This window comes from Brumicola pallidula DSM 14239 = ACAM 615 (genome assembly GCF_000428905.1).
Lineage (GTDB): Bacteria > Pseudomonadota > Gammaproteobacteria > Enterobacterales > Alteromonadaceae > Glaciecola > Glaciecola pallidula.
This window is the reverse complement of sequence record NZ_AUAV01000013.1, coordinates 134,985-150,340: the sequence shown is the minus strand read 5'-3', so window position 1 is coordinate 150,340 and position 15,356 is coordinate 134,985. Positions and strand designations below refer to the sequence as shown.

Here is a 15,356-nt window from a genome sequence, read left to right as displayed (position 1 = left end):
AGGCTGTGCGTCGACTAACGCAGCTTCGCGGGCAAAAAAACGCCTACCTAATTGGTAAGCGCTTCTTAATGGTTATCGACCACATTAGGCTGCACAAATTGTTAACGCAGACCCTCCTCAAATCCCATATTTTATAAAAAATATAACTATTATGATTGCTTATTAATGCGGCGTGACGCTAAAACCAGCAGCCCCAATGTGAAAACTGCAATCGCCGATGGAGCTGAAACTTCGCTAACCAACAAAATACCAGCTTCGGTAGGTATAGGAGCATTCACATCACGGAACATCTCGAACTCACCCGATATAAACGAAGGATTCATAGAAGGATCGCCCTCAAATAATTTAGGACCCGAGGCAACGAAATTCCATTGTCATCCAAATCTAAGAAAAGCTCGAATCCACCCTCAGTTATTCTGAAAACGGGATCTCCTAGTGGTGTGTTCTGGTCAAGTCCAACCGGACACTCTACTCAACTTTTAACGCTTTTTTTACGATATGCAATTTCAATTTCATTATTAATGCTTCGATGATGCATAACACTTATAAAACGAAAATATATTAAGCGATTAATTAGTGAAAAATAAAGATGAAACAAAGATAACCAGTACCATTGAGAAGAAATGGCTACGTTTACTGTTTGCCTGAACGTGCGGTGAGCATGTCTGAAATTCAGTTCGCCTCCTGAATTCCTGAATTGCTTATGATTCGCTTACGTAGTGACCTGTTCCGCTTAACTACCGGTCAATATATTATTGACCGTGTGGGTTTCCATAATATTAGAAACCGTCAACAAGCAGGCTTAATCGTAATGAGTTTGAAAAACGGCATTAAACCAAGTTTTGAAGCACAATTGCGGGACTTAAATCCGATGCATGACGCAATTCTTGTGATGGTGAATATGGGTTATCGAGAAAAAACGATTGAAGTGCGCACAGTTGCTGGATTTCAATTCCACAGTATGAATATGATCTAGTTTGGTTCTATGCTTGCAACAGCTCGCTTAACTGACGTGATCGACGGAGTTGTCGGTGGCCCATTTACAATTCTAGGGCTAACGTAAGCTTATTTACTCTATTTTTGAAAGACCTGTTTTTACAATTGTATGTAGAAGATGTAGATTCCCGCCTGCGCGGGGAATGACAGAGGGATTTTTTAGCGAACTATCCAAATAGTTGCATACATTATTTAACAACGACAGCTGGATAAATGGCGAGCAGGTTGCGGGCACAGTTGTTAACTAATGCTAACTCACAATAAATAATAATTAAAAAAGTACATACTAGATAAGTACTAAGGAAGCTTTGTGCAAACCACAGCATTAAAGCCAAAGCAGCATAGCAGCTTATTGCCCATGATGATCATAGGTTGATTGTTTTTCATTTTGGGTTTTATCACATGGCTAAATCGTGCACTCGTTCCTTTTTTGCAGATTGTATGCGACTTAAATCAAATTCAAGCTATTTTAATAGCCTCGACCTTTTACTTTGCTTATGTGGTAATGGCTTTGCCAATGGCAAAAGTATTGGACATGACTGGCTATCGCAACGCAATGTCGGTTGGATGTTTGACCACCGTCTGCCGACAGCCAGTTCTTTGCTGGCGGAGTATTAGTGAATTCAAGAACGCCTCACCTTCAACCTTGTTGTTTAGTTTGTAAGTCTACTGCACGTGCTGGCATAATTGTCTTCATTAATTAAAAAGTGAAGCGACAACTATCCAGACACAGCACGAAAATGAGTGCTCGATTTTGGCCGAGACATGCAGCATTCTCAGAAAATAAGTTCTAGTCAGCTTTTTCGGAACACATAATTATTCTTGCGGTAAAAATCCATCTATCGATAAATAACGCTCACCGGTATCATAATTAAATCCTAACACCCGTGCGCCTTCAGCTAGCGTGGGTAGCACTTGGCTAATAGCCGCTAGAGTTGCACCCGATGAGATACCGACCAACATTCCCTCTTCCGCTGCAGAGCGTCTTGCCATATCTTTTGCATCGTCGCCATCGACTTTAATAATACCGTCTAAAAGTGTAACGTCTAAGTTTTTAGGAATAAAACCTGCACCAATACCTTGAATAGGATGTGGGCTAGGACCGCCACCTGAAATCACAGGTGATGCTGATGGTTCTACAGCAAATATTTTTAGTTGTGGCCATACTTTTTTTAGTGCTCGCGCACAACCCGTAATGTGGCCGCCTGTGCCTACGCCGGTCACAATTGCATCTAAACCGTCGGGGAAATCGGCAAGGATCTCTTTTGAGGTATACTCAACATGCACATCTATATTGGCTGGGTTTTCAAACTGTTGCGGCATCCACGAGTTCGGGGTTTCGGTCACTAGTGCTTGTGCTTTTGCAATTGCACCATTCATGCCCTTTTCCTTTGGTGTTAATGCAAACGTTGCGCCGTAGGCTAACATTAAGCGACGGCGTTCTACCGACATGCTTTCCGGCATCACCAATATTAATTTATAGCCTTTTACTGCCGCTACCATCGCCAGACCCACGCCGGTATTACCCGAGGTTGCCTCGATAATAGTTGAACCGAGCTTTAATGAACCGTCTTTTTCCGCGGCTTCAATCATGGACAAAGCAATACGATCTTTGATGGAACCACCCGGGTTTGATCGCTCACTTTTAATCCACACGTTTTGTTTATCTCCAAACAAACGTTGAACTTTAATATGCGGAGTATTACCGATAGTCTCTAGAATTGACTGCGCTTTCATAACTTGTTATCCAGTTGTTATATTTAAATATAAAGTAGCATTAAGCGTAAGGCCACACTGATGACAAAACAAGTACCTTTTTATTCATAAATAATATATGTGAGTACAATATTGATTAAAAATTTACGCAGGACAAAAGTAAGTGTGCGCCTAAATCTGTTATTGTATAGACTGTTAATTTTAGAAAATAAAGAGTGCAATCATGAATCTAGGTTTACTGTCTTTGAGTTTAAAAGTTGCTGATATTGGGATCTCAAAAGCATTTTATGAGAAATTGGGATTTAGCCAAACGGGCGGACATATAGATCAAAAGTGGCTGATAATGAAAGACCAAGATAATCAAGTGATTGGTTTATTTGAAGGCATGTTAAAGGAAAACATGCTGACCTTTAATCCAGGTTGGGACGCCAATGGGGAAAACATTGACGATTATATTGACGTTAGATATTTACAAAAAATGCTTGGTAACAAGGACATCGACTGTGGCCAATTGATTGGTGAAAATAGCAAAGGTCCGGCAAATTTTATGATGACCGACCCCGATGGAAATCTTATACTAGTTGATCAGCATAGATAGCTTATATCAACCCAAATAACAGGCAATTTCGTATAGTAGATTCAATATCGAACACAATGAAATTAGTATCGATGATTTTGTAATACCATTAAGTTTAAGAAAGTTTGGTTTCGGAAGATCTGTTTTCTACGAGGCGGTGAATATATTAACGCCACGCTTAGATGTATTTTTAAAGGGCGACTTATCTGCGGTTGGTATTGATAAAAACTCCAGTGAGTTTTGGAAGAGCGTATTAGATAAAAAGAGACTCATTCTACTCAATAATACGAAAATAACCGCTGTAAACTTTCTCATCAACCCAGTAGACAGCAGAAAAGGCAATTGCGGCGATTTACATCACAAGACCAAGCTCCTCGGTTTCTATCTTGCCATGGTATTGTAAATAATCTGCAAAGGCTTGGCCGTCATCAGATGAAAACCGGTAATTACAGGACACTCCGTGAACGAACATTTAGTGAATGAACTAGGGTTAGTCGCGTCCAGAATTTGGCACGAGTTACTGAAAATTTGTTCTTATCATCTTAATTTGATAAGTTGACATTGAGCTGCCAACTTATTGATGTCTGTTGCCTTTTGGATTTGTTCAATCTTTGTCGTAAGATCAGATCTTGGAACAGGCACTTCGTTCTTTTATTTTGAACAGGATTCGGGTTACTTAGTTTTGCACTGAATATAATAAATGGTAATTTAATCTTGTTTTGATGGGCGCTAAACGGATGTTTAGGTCGCTTTATTGCCTTCTTCAAAATAAATAAGGTTAAAAATTTGAAAATTTTCACTATAGTCTATAATTATATTTAATACTGATCTGACAACATGATGTCCGTTTTGCACGTGCGAAACATCTGAACATCGATTATGGTCCGGCGTTAGTCTCTCACCTGACGGCAGAGTGTAAGACCAGTTTAGCGATGGCCAGACTGTTCATTTTCAGATCTTTCAGTATATTTATTTAATAGCGTTTAAAAACTATGTCGACGATATATAGCTTTGTATCGACACTAGTTGCTGGAGCCGATATGCCGCAGCGCACTATATGCTTTTTCATTATTTACCCTGCAAGAAACAGAGGAGTGTACGATGGAGCACAAGCACCACATCGAAGCCGAAATTAAACATATCCAGCAAAACGGCCTGTATAACCCCACTAACGAACATGATTCCTGCGGCATCGGTTTTATTGCCCATATTAAAGGCGATAAAAGCCATTCGATAGTTGCGCAAGGCTTGCTTATCCTAGAGAATCTCGCCCATCGTGGCGCGGTTGGTGCCGATAAGTTGATGGGCGACGGTGCCGGCATTTTGATTCAGTTGCCGGATCGGTATTATCGCGAAGAGATGGCCAAGCAGGGTGTCGAACTGCCCCAGTTCGGAGAATATGGCGTAGGCATGATTTTTTTGCCAAAAGAAAACACATCCCGGATCGCGTGCGAGCAAGAGATAGAACGTGTGGTGCGCGCCGAAGGCCAGATCGTGCTGGGTTGGCGCAACGTGCCGATCGACACTGAGATGCCTATGTCGCCTACCGTGCGTGAAAAAGAACCAGTGATCCGCCAGATCTTCATAGGTAGGGGGTCAGACATCATGGTGAGCGACGCATTGGAACGTAAACTGTACGTGATCCGCAAGTTTTCCAGTCACGCGATCGAGGCGCTAGATTTGCGCCACGGCAAAGAGTTTTTCGTCTCTTCGATGTCGACCCGCACCATTGTGTACAAGGGCTTACTGCTGGCGGATCAAGTCGGCGTCTATTACAAAGACTTACAGGATGCGCGCTGCGTTTCAGCGTTGGCACTCGTGCATCAACGTTTTTCGACCAATACCTTCCCGGAGTGGCCGCTGGCACATCCTTTTCGCTTGATCGCCCACAACGGCGAGATCAATACTGTCAAGGGCAATGTCAACTGGATGCGCGCGCGTGAAGGCGCGATGAAATCCGCCATGTTAGGCGACGATTTGCAAAAATTGTTTCCGCTGATTGACAAGGTCCAGTCCGATACCGCGTGCTTCGATGACGCGCTTGAACTGCTGGTGATGGCAGGCTATCCGATCGCGCAAGCGATGATGATGATGATCCCCGAAGCCTGGGAAAATCACCGGTTGATGGACGACAACCGCCGTGCCTTCTACGAATACCACGCCGCGATGATGGAGCCTTGGGATGGCCCCGCCGCGATGGCGTTCACCGATGGTCGGTACGTCGGTGGCACGCTGGATCGCAACGGCTTGCGTCCCGCGCGTTATATCGTAACCGATGGTGACTTGGTGGTAATGGCATCCGAATCCGGCGTGCTGCCGATTGCGGGATCCAGAATCATCAAGAAATGGCGTCTGCAACCCGGTAAGATGTTTTTGATCGACCTCGAAGCCGGGCGCATCATTGATGATCAGGAAATCAAAGACACCTACGCCAACGCCAAGCCCTACAAGGCGTGGATCAATTCTGTGCGTATTAATCTGCAGGACATTAAGCTTGACGAAATCACGCTCGACGATATTAAGACGCAGTCTTCGACAGCAAAAAACAGCGCATCCTTGCTCGACCGCCAGCAGGCATTCGGCTATACACAAGAAGATATCAAGGTTCTGATGTCGCCGATGGCCCGCAATGCCGAAGAAGCGACGGGTTCAATGGGCAACGATTCGCCGCCGGCAGTGATGTCTAACAAACTCAAACCGCTGTATCACTACTTTAAGCAGATGTTTGCGCAAGTGACTAACCCGCCGATCGATCCAATCCGTGAAGCGATGGTGATGTCGCTGGTGTCCTTCATCGGCCCTAGGCCAAACCTGCTCGACGTCAATAACAAGAACCCACCGATGCGCTTGGAAGTATCGGAGCCGATTCTGGACTATGCAGGCATCGCCAAACTGCGTAACATCAGCGCCCACACCAGCGGCAAGTTTAAATCCCATGAACTGAATATTTGCTATCCGGTGGTCCGAGGAAAAGAAGGTATGGAGGTGCGCCTAGCATCGGTTTGCGCGCAAGCGGTGGATGCAGTCAAATCAGGCCACAACATACTGATCGTGTCCGACCGCAAAGTGGACGCCGAACAAGTGGCGATCCCGGCCCTGCTCGCCACGTCGGCAATCCATTTGCATCTGATTAGCACGGGTTTTCGCACATCGACCGGCTTGGTGGTGGAAACCGGTTCTGCCCGTGAAACGCATCATTTTGCGCTGCTCGCTGGTTTTGGCGCGGAAGCCGTCCATCCTTATCTGGCAATGGATACGCTGGCGGACTTGGCGAAAAGATTGCCCGATGATTTATCGCCGGAAAAAGCCATCAAGAATTTCCAGAAAGCGCTCGCCAAGGGTTTGTTGAAGGTGATGTCGAAAATGGGCATATCGACTTACATGTCGTACTGCGGCGCGCAGGTTTTCGAAGCGATCGGTCTGAATAAATCGCTGGTGGACAAATATTTCAAAGGCGTTGCATCCAATATTGAAGGTATCGGCGTACTCGAAGTGGCAGAAGAGGCGTTGCGTTTACACCAGCAAGCCTTCGGCAACGACCCAGTACTGGCGAATGCGCTCGATACCGGTGGCGAATATGCGTTTCGCGTGCGCGGCGAAGAGCACATGTGGACGCCGGACGCGATTGCCAAGCTGCAGCATTCGACCCGATCCAATAATTTCAGCACCTACCAAGAATATGCACAAATCATCAATGACCAAAGCAAACGGCACATGACCCTGCGTGGTTTATTTGAGTTCAAGCTGGACCCGTCCAAGGCTATTGCGCTAGATGAAGTCGAGCCGGCCAAAGAAATTGTCAAGCGCTTCACCACCGGCGCAATGTCTCTTGGCTCGATCAGCACCGAAGCACACGCCACGTTGGCGGTAGCGATGAACCGCATTGGCGGCAAGTCTAACACTGGTGAAGGTGGTGAAGATCCGAACCGTTATCGCCAAGAGATGAAAGGCATCCCGATCAAGCAGGGCGATAGCATGGCATCCGTCATCGGCCGTGACCAGATTGAAGCCGATATTGCCTTGCAAGATGGCGATTCGGTGCGTTCTAGGATCAAGCAAGTCGCGGCTGGCCGCTTCGGCGTAACAGCAGCATATTTGGATTCCGCTGATCAAATCCAGGTCAAGATGGCGCAAGGTGCCAAGCCGGGGGAAGGTGGGCAGTTGCCAGGCTACAAGGTGTCTGAATATATCGCAAGATTACGTTTTTCTGTGCCGGGCGTGGGCTTGATTTCGCCGCCGCCGCATCACGATATTTATTCGATCGAAGACTTAGCACAACTGATCCATGACTTAAAAAATGTAAACCCAAGCGCGTCGATCTCCATCAAGTTGGTATCCGAGGTTGGAGTTGGCACGGTTGCGGTCGGCGTCGCCAAGGCCAAGGCCGATCACGTAGTGATCGCTGGTCATGACGGAGGCACAGGCGCCACGCCCTTGTCTTCACTTAAACATGCGGGAACACCGTGGGAATTAGGTTTGGCCGAAACCCAGCAAACACTGGTGCTGAACGGTTTGCGTGGCCGTATTCGGGTACAAGCCGATGGCCAAATGAAAACCGGTCGAGATATCGTGATTGCAGCCATGCTGGGCGCGGATGAAATCGGTTTTGCCACGGCGCCGCTGGTGGTTGAAGGCTGCATTATGTTGCGCAAATGCCACCTCAATACTTGTTCGGTCGGCATCGCGACGCAAGACCCGGTGCTGCGCGCCAAGTTCTCCGGTAAGCCGGAACACGTGGTCAACTATTTCTTCTTCGTCGCCGAGGAAGCGCGGGAGTTGATGGCGCAACTTGGTATCCGAAGGTTTAATGACTTGATCGGTCGCGTCGACTTGCTCGACAAGTCGCAAGCGATTACCCACTGGAAAGCCAAGGGACTTGATTTCAGCAAGATTTTCTATCAGCCGTCGATGCCTGCTAGCTCACTGTGTTATCACGCAGAAGAGCAAGACCACGGGCTGGAAAAGGCCCTCGATCATAAGTTGATTACCCAATCGCAAGCAGCGCTAGAACAAGGCAAAAAAGTATCATTCGCCTTACCTGTCAGAAACCTCAACCGCACGGTGGGTACTATGCTGTCAGGCATCGTTGCAAAAAAATACGGTCACGAAGGCTTGCCCGACGACACCATTCACATTCAGTTGTTAGGGACTGCAGGTCAGTCGCTCGGCGCGTTTCTGGCGCACGGTATCACGCTAGATCTGGTCGGCGAAGGCAATGATTACGTCGGTAAAGGTTTGTCGGGTGGGCGTATCATCGTCCGTCCGAATACAGAGTTTACTGGCTTGGCAGACCACAACATTATCATCGGCAACACCGTGTTATACGGCGCGATTGCCGGCGAGGCATTTTTTAATGGCGTCGCCGGCGAGCGCTTCGCGGTGCGTAATTCTGGCGCCATCACTGTGGTTGAAGGGGTCGGTGACCACGGTTGCGAATACATGACTGGCGGCACCGTGGTCGTGTTCGGAGAAACCGGCCGTAACTTTGCCGCCGGTATGTCGGGCGGTATCGCTTACGTGTGGAACCCTGACGGTGATTTCGCCAAAAAATGCAATACCGCAATGGTCACGTTGGAACCTGTCCTCGCCCAAGCCGAGCAAGAAGCCAAAGTCGACCGTTCGATCTGGCATAGCCAGTTACGCGGCGACCAAAGTGAGACTGACGAGGTAATTTTAAAGCGCCTGATTGAGCGCCACTTCAAGTATACCGGCAGCCTGCGCGCGCGCAACTTGTTGGATGACTGGTCCAACGGCCGCAAAAACTTTATCAAAGTCTTCCCGAACGATTATAAGCGCGCATTGGGTGAGATGAATATGGCGCAAATGCCATCCTCCTCTCACGAAGAGCTAGATAAGACAGAGGTAGACAATGGGTAAAATAACAGGCTTTATAGAGTTTCAGCGGCAAAAGGAAGCGTATGTACCGGCGGCTGAACGCGTCAAGAACTACGGGGAGTTCATCCTGCCGCTGAAGGAAGAACAAGCGAAAACAGAGGGTGCGCGATGTATGGATTGCGGCACGCCGTTTTGCATGACCGGTTGCCCGGTTAACAACATCATCCCCGACTGGAACGACTTGGTGTATAGCGGCAATTATCGCGAAGCGCTGGAGACCCTGCATTCGACTAACAACTTCCCTGAATTCACTGGCCGCATCTGCCCCGCACCTTGCGAATCTGCCTGTGTGCTTGCCATCAACAACGATGCGGTAGGCATTAAATCAATCGAGCATTTCATTATCGATAAGGGCTGGAAAAACGGTTGGGTTATGCCGCAACCGGCGGCTTTCAAAACGGGTAAAAAAGTTGCTGTGGTTGGATCTGGTCCTGCTGGTCTGGCTGCAGCCCAGCAACTCGCGCGTGTCGGTCACGATGTGACTGTGTTTGAAAAAAACGATCGGATCGGCGGTTTGATGCGTTACGGTATTCCGGGTTTCAAGATGGAAAAGTCGCATATCGACCGCCGCATTGAGCAAATGCAAGCCGAAGGCGTGCACTTCCGCACCGGTGTATTGATTGGAACAGATTTTCCGTCAGAAATCATCAATTGGACCAAAGAAACCATTTCCCCTAAGCAACTCAATCAAAAATTTGATGCCATCATTCTCGCTGGCGGTGCTGAGTTGCCGCGCGATCTTCCGGTACCCGGTCGTGAGTTAAAAGGTGTCCATTTTGCGATGGAATTCCTGCCCCAGCAAAACCAAGTGGATGCAGGTGACAAGCTCAACGACCAGCTCATGGCGAACGGTAAGCACGTAGTCGTTATCGGAGGAGGCGATACCGGATCAGACTGCGTAGGCACATGCAACCGCCATTGCGCAGCCAGCTTGGCGCAATTTGAACTGATGCCGCAACCGCCGGAACAAGAGGATAAACCGCTAATATGGCCTTACTGGCCGATCAAGTTGCGTACCTCGTCGTCACAAGAAGAAGGTTGCGAGCGGGATTGGGCAGTTGCGACCAAGCGTTTCGAAGGTAAGGACGGCAAGGTCGAGAAGCTGATTGCAGCTCGCGTCGAATGGGTAGACGGCAAGATGCAGGAGGTGCCAAATTCCGAATTCGAAATGAAAGCAGATTTGGTCTTGCTGGCGATGGGTTTTGTGTCGCCAGTAGCGCAAGTGCTGGAAGCCTTTGCGGTCGAAAAAGATGCACGCGGCAATGCCAAAGCAAGCACCGACGGCGACGGTTGTTATCAGACTTCGGTCGCCAAAGTATTCGCCGCGGGGGACATGCGACGAGGCCAGTCTCTGGTGGTTTGGGCAATCCGTGAGGGTCGCCAGGCCGCGCGTGCGGCGGATGAATTTTTGATGGGTTGCTCAAATTTGCCACGCTGACATCGATCAAATTACTACAAAATAGTGAGCGAAAAGCGACTAATTCACAAGTCGGTACTGTCAGCTTATCGAATGCCTAGCTCAACGATTTCTATCTTGCCAGGGCATTGTTAACGACGTGTTTAGACTTGGCCGCCATCAAATGCAAGCCCGGAATTACAGGATATTCCGAGAACGGGCTTTTAATCAATTGATTAAGGCTAGTTGCGTCCGGAATTTGGTGTAAGCAACTTAAAACTGCTTCTTATAAATTCGATAAGTTGGCAACACGCCTCAGCCACTTATGCTCGCAGCAAAAAGGAACACACAGCATATTACATTCTAATTTATTAATAATCATAATGGGTATTTCTCTTCCTTACAATAACGCACCGAGTAAGTGTTAATTTAAGACCAATTTGCCGCAATTAAAACCAATTAATATACATCGTTAACTTTTGTTATCCGAAGCGGGATGCAATAGTCATCTCGCCTGTCCTAAAAGTAATAATTTATCCTTCATTACTTTATTTGTTTACCAGCAGCTTGCAGATCTGCATGGTAGCTTGAACGCACCAGTGGACCAGATGCAGCATGAGTAAAGCCAAGCTCTCTTGCGACAACACCAAGTTGATCAAACTCGGCTGGGGGTACATAGCGTTTAACCGCGAGGTGATGCTTACTCGGCTGCAAGTATTGTCCTAAGGTGAGCATCTCTACATTATGTTCACGCAAGTCTTTTAATACGTCGGTAATTTCCTCGATAGTCTCACCAAGACCCAGCATTAGTCCCGATTTTGTGGCTACCTGTGGATGCATTACTTTAAAACGACGCAACAACTCCAATGAATTTTTATAATTAGCCCCTGGTCGAACTTCACGGTACATATGTGGAGCTGTCTCCAAGTTATGATTAAATACATCCGGCGGCGCGGTACTTAAAATGTCCAGTGCTTTGTCCATCCGACCCTTAAAATCTGGCACTAAGATTTCGATTTTTATACTGGGTACTTCCCTGCGTATTGCATTAATGCAGTCAACAAAGTGCTGAGCTCCGCCATCTCGAAGGTCATCGCGATCAACTGAGGTAATGACTACATACTTTAATTTCATATCACGGATCGTTGCTGCCAATTTCTGTGGTTCTTCAGCACTGACTGGCAAGGGTCTGCCATGTGCTACATCACAGAATGGACAGCGACGAGTACAAATTGCACCCAGGATCATAAACGTAGCGGTTCCGTGGTTAAAGCATTCGTGTAAATTAGGGCAAGAAGCTTCTTCGCAAACGGAACTTAGATTATGCTTGCGCATAGCTTGTTTGATTTGATCTACTTTAGCCGTGTTACTGGGTAATTTTATTTTTAACCAGCTCGGCTTTTTTAATGTGGTTTCTTTCTCGCTGGTAATGATTTTTACTGGGATAAAAGCTAACTTATCAGCATTACGAAGCTTTTCGCCAGCGACATATTTTGATTGTTTTACAGTAGTCATGATATTGGTGGATCCTGTTGATACTCAATGCGTCTAGTCAATTTGATAATCATACATTGAGACAGCTTGATTATGCGGTTGGCAACATAGTTTCCAAGCTATCAATGGCATGCACTGGTGCACTTGGTCCCGACATTAGTGGCGCAATGGCAGAGAGCTCCAACCGGTGTTTGGCTAAGGTGTTTTTGCCAATAAATTTAAGAAGCTTGCTATTGTTTTATTTGCGCGGGATCAACGAGTACGTTTTTTATCTGAGCACTTTTTAGCGCTTCTAGGATAATTTCTTTTAACTCTCCACTTTGATTCAGTTCGTTTACAATATCACCGCCCCCGATCAACTCACCATTTGCCCATACTTGGGGAAAGGTTGGCCAGTCTCCATATGCTGGTAATGCCGCTCGAATTTCTGGATTGGCCAAAATATCAATAAAAGAAAAGGTTTCACCACAAGCGATTAAGGCTTTTACTGCGGTGGCAGAGAATCCGCAACGTGGTTGCTCTGGCGTACCTTTCATAAAAATGATGACGGCATTGTTATTAATGTGTTCTTCAATCTCACTCATGATGTCCATGTATTGCTCCTACTAAGCTGTTAATCAAAATGTGACTTAGCCATAATTTTTAGCTACGCGTAAAATTTTGCTGACCATGGCACGCAAACCGTTACCACGCATCGAACTCAAATGGTTGAATAAATCAATATCGGTGAAGAAAGCGTCGATATTAAAATCCGTAATTTCCTGCGGTGTTTTCTTATTAAATGCACTTAAGACGATAGCAGCGAGGCCTTTTACAATTAGGGCTTCACTGTCGACCGCCATAAAAAGAATATTATTTGTTGTGTCGTATTCGCAAACTAGCCATACCTGACTCTGACAGCCGATAATAAGATTTTCATCAGTTCTACATGAAGTGGGTAGGGCAGTAAGCTCTTTGCCGAGGTCTATTATATAACGGTAACGGTCTTCCCAATCATCAAAGAAGCTCAGTGTATCTGCGATATCAGTAGATTTAATTTCAGTGCCAAAAGGTCCGCCGGATAAAGCCGGAATAGCGAGTTTATTCATCAAAATAACCCCATCTCAAGTTGCGCTTCTTCCGTCATCATTTCTCGACTCCATGCCGGCTCAAGTACAAGGTTCACCTTTACATTATCCACATCGGGCACTAGCCCAACTTTGTATTTGACATCTTCTACCAATACCGGCCCCATGCCACAGCCTGGTGCCGTTAATGTCATGGAAATTACGACCGTACTACCCTCAATTTTACAATCATATATCAAACCCAAATCAACAATGCTAACCGGTAGTTCTGGGTCGTAAACAGCAGACAAGGCCTTCCATACATTACTTTCAACGACTGTTTCATCACCTGAGTTATCAAACTCTAAAACAATTGGCTCAAATCCAAGCGCATCAGCATCAGTACCATCAACTCGTGCCATATTGCCGTTAACAAGCACGGTATATGCGCCACCTAATGATTGGGTAAGCGTTACAAATGTGTCTTTCTTAATGGTAATAGAAATACCGTCTGGCACGAGTAGTGCTGGGCACTCTCTATTCACTACAATTATTTTATTTTCCATAGCCTTCTTCAATTTTATTGAGTTAAATCGTTAAATCCCAAAGCTTTCACCGCAACCGCATTCAGTTGAGCTATTTGGATTGATGAACTTGATGACTTGGTTCAATCCTTCAGTAACACAATCAATCTCAGTACCATTCACATAGGGTAAGGCTTCTTCTGTAATATACAGTTTTAATTTATCGTCATTAATAACAACTAAACCCGCTTCGGTACTGGGTTGGTCAATAAAATCCAACACATATCTGAAACCATTACAGCCACTTTTTTTGACTGAAAAACACAGGCCATCGGCCTGCTTATTTTCGATTTTTTGAGACAAGAAAGTACGTGCGCTGTCACTCAAAGTGACGCTGGGCTTCGTCGGATCAAACGTCATTACGCTCATAATAAAATTACCTTTTTTATCGTCATTTTTGAGTTATAAGAAGGTTTTAGCTTTAGTTAAAGCTGCAAATAGCATGGCCACTTCTTCTTGTGTGTTATAAAGAGAAAACGAGGCGCGCACTGTGCCCGGAATACCCAGTTCATTCATCAGCGGCATTGTGCAATGATGACCCGTTCGCACAGCAATACCTTGTTGATTGAGCAGAGTACCAACATCGCTTGGATGCGCATCACCCAGCAGGAAAGAGAAAATAGCCATCCTGTTTTTGGCGGTACCATAGCGTGTAATATCACCCATATCCTGAGCCAACTCTATGCAATAGTTCATTAATCGTTGTTCATGTGCTGCCGCACCCACGCGATCAATGCCACTAAGGTAATCGATGGCCGCTGATAGTCCTATGGCACCTGCAATATTTGGCGTGCCCGCTTCGAATTTATAAGGTAATGCATTCCATGTTGCCTCTTGGAAAGTGACCGTTTGGATCATTTCTCCACCCGTTTGAAAAGGCGGTAGTTGCTCGAGACGATCTTCTTTACCGTACAATACGCCGATACCCGTTGGGCCGAATAACTTATGCCCTGAAAACACGTAAAAATCGCAATCCAGATCCTGCATATCAACATGATCATGACCAATGGCTTGTGCGCCGTCTATTACTGTAATCGCACCTACTTGCTTTGCACAGTGAACGATTTCCTTAACATCATTAATAGTGCCAAGCGTGTTGGACACGTGTGTCATTGCAACAATGGCGGTTCTTTCATTGAGTAATATCTTATAAACTGGAAAGTTCAGCTCGCCTTTCTCATTTATTGGAGCAACAACGAGCTTCGCGCCGCTTCGCTGCGCGGCGACTTGCCAAGGTACAATATTGGCATGATGCTCCATTGCTGAAATAATAATTTCATCACCGGGCTTTAAGTGACTTTGGGCTAATCCACTGGCGATCATGTTAATGGCTTCAGTGGTGCCTTTTGTCCAAATTATCTGATGACTATATTCTGCATTAATAAAGTGTTGCACGTTACTCCGTGCTTTCTCGAATAGCTCGGTTGCATGGTCACTTAAAGAATGCGCACCTCGATGCACATTAGCATTGCTATTGGCATAATATTGGCTGATTGCATCAATCACAACCTGTGGCTTCTGGGTCGTTGCCGCGTTGTCTAAATAGACGAGAGGTTTACCTTTAATATTCTGATTTAATAAAGGAAAATCTTGTCGGATCTTGTCCACATCAAATTGCTGGTTCTTAGTAATCGGGGTTACACTGGACATCG

General features: G+C 46.1%; 12 protein-coding genes and 3 pseudogenes. 7 read left to right on the top strand and 8 right to left on the bottom strand.

Annotation, left to right across the window (positions count from 1 at the left end):
* Positions 1 to 149 precede the first annotated feature (149 nt).
* Positions 150 to 323 (bottom strand): hypothetical protein, encoded by a 174-nt coding sequence (locus G399_RS21945; protein ID WP_006008065.1) that lies wholly within the window; start codon positions 321 to 323, stop codon positions 150 to 152.
* Between the two features lie 380 nt (positions 324 to 703).
* Between G399_RS21945 and G399_RS0105300 the strand changes: the two genes are divergently transcribed.
* Entirely contained in the window at positions 704 to 976 is a 273-nt protein-coding gene (locus tag G399_RS0105300) for an alpha-1,6-glucosidase domain-containing protein (RefSeq protein ID WP_006008069.1), read from the top strand.
* Between the two features lie 396 nt (positions 977 to 1,372).
* A pseudogene (locus G399_RS0105295) lies at positions 1,373 to 1,564 on the top strand (glucose/galactose MFS transporter); the annotation flags it as partial.
* 248 nt (positions 1,565 to 1,812) lie between these two features.
* Here the strand turns inward: G399_RS0105295 and cysK are convergent.
* Entirely contained in the window at positions 1,813 to 2,733 is a 921-nt protein-coding gene (cysK, locus tag G399_RS0105290) for a cysteine synthase A (protein WP_006008077.1), read from the bottom strand.
* A 202-nt stretch (positions 2,734 to 2,935) separates the two neighbouring features.
* On the opposite strand from cysK, the gene G399_RS0105285 reads away from it, so the two are divergent.
* The 5 genes and pseudogenes from G399_RS0105285 to G399_RS22925 form a co-directional block, all read left to right on the top strand.
* Positions 2,936 to 3,310, top strand: a complete 375-nt coding sequence (locus tag G399_RS0105285) for a VOC family protein (protein WP_006008079.1) — start codon at positions 2,936 to 2,938, stop codon at positions 3,308 to 3,310.
* A gap of 264 nt (positions 3,311 to 3,574) precedes the next feature.
* A pseudogene (locus tag G399_RS22930) lies at positions 3,575 to 3,772 on the top strand (IS6 family transposase); the annotation flags it as partial.
* Positions 3,773 to 4,390: 618 nt separating this feature from the next.
* Positions 4,391 to 9,166 (top strand): glutamate synthase-related protein, encoded by a 4,776-nt coding sequence (locus G399_RS0105275; RefSeq protein WP_006008083.1) that lies wholly within the window; start codon positions 4,391 to 4,393, stop codon positions 9,164 to 9,166.
* Positions 9,159 to 10,622, top strand: a complete 1,464-nt coding sequence (locus tag G399_RS0105270) for a glutamate synthase subunit beta (RefSeq protein WP_006008086.1) — start codon at positions 9,159 to 9,161, stop codon at positions 10,620 to 10,622. Before G399_RS0105275 ends, G399_RS0105270 begins: the two co-directional genes overlap by 8 nt.
* 79 nt (positions 10,623 to 10,701) lie before the next feature.
* Positions 10,702 to 10,848 (top strand): annotated as a pseudogene (locus G399_RS22925) (IS6 family transposase); the annotation flags it as partial.
* Between the two features lie 275 nt (positions 10,849 to 11,123).
* On the opposite strand, the gene lipA reads toward G399_RS22925, so the two are convergent.
* From lipA to G399_RS0105240, 6 genes are all read right to left on the bottom strand, one after another.
* Positions 11,124 to 12,095 (bottom strand): lipoyl synthase, encoded by a 972-nt coding sequence (lipA, locus tag G399_RS0105265; RefSeq protein WP_006008089.1) that lies wholly within the window; start codon positions 12,093 to 12,095, stop codon positions 11,124 to 11,126.
* 209 nt (positions 12,096 to 12,304) lie between these two features.
* On the bottom strand, positions 12,305 to 12,667 hold the full coding sequence (grxD, locus tag G399_RS0105260; RefSeq protein WP_006008091.1) for a Grx4 family monothiol glutaredoxin: 363 nt from the start codon (positions 12,665 to 12,667) through the stop codon (positions 12,305 to 12,307).
* Between the two features lie 36 nt (positions 12,668 to 12,703).
* Complete coding sequence (locus G399_RS0105255) at positions 12,704 to 13,162, bottom strand: SufE family protein (protein WP_006008092.1); 459 nt, start codon at positions 13,160 to 13,162, stop codon at positions 12,704 to 12,706.
* Positions 13,162 to 13,686: a putative Fe-S cluster assembly protein SufT gene (sufT, locus tag G399_RS0105250; protein ID WP_006008094.1), complete on the bottom strand. Its 525-nt coding sequence runs from the start codon at positions 13,684 to 13,686 to the stop codon at positions 13,162 to 13,164. The genes G399_RS0105255 and sufT overlap by 1 nt, the downstream gene beginning before the upstream one ends.
* A 30-nt stretch (positions 13,687 to 13,716) precedes the next feature.
* Entirely contained in the window at positions 13,717 to 14,073 is a 357-nt protein-coding gene (locus G399_RS0105245; protein WP_006008096.1) for a HesB/IscA family protein, read from the bottom strand.
* A gap of 33 nt (positions 14,074 to 14,106) precedes the next feature.
* Positions 14,107 to 15,354 (bottom strand): aminotransferase class V-fold PLP-dependent enzyme, encoded by a 1,248-nt coding sequence (locus tag G399_RS0105240; protein ID WP_006008098.1) that lies wholly within the window; start codon positions 15,352 to 15,354, stop codon positions 14,107 to 14,109.
* Positions 15,355 to 15,356: the final 2 nt, after the last annotated feature.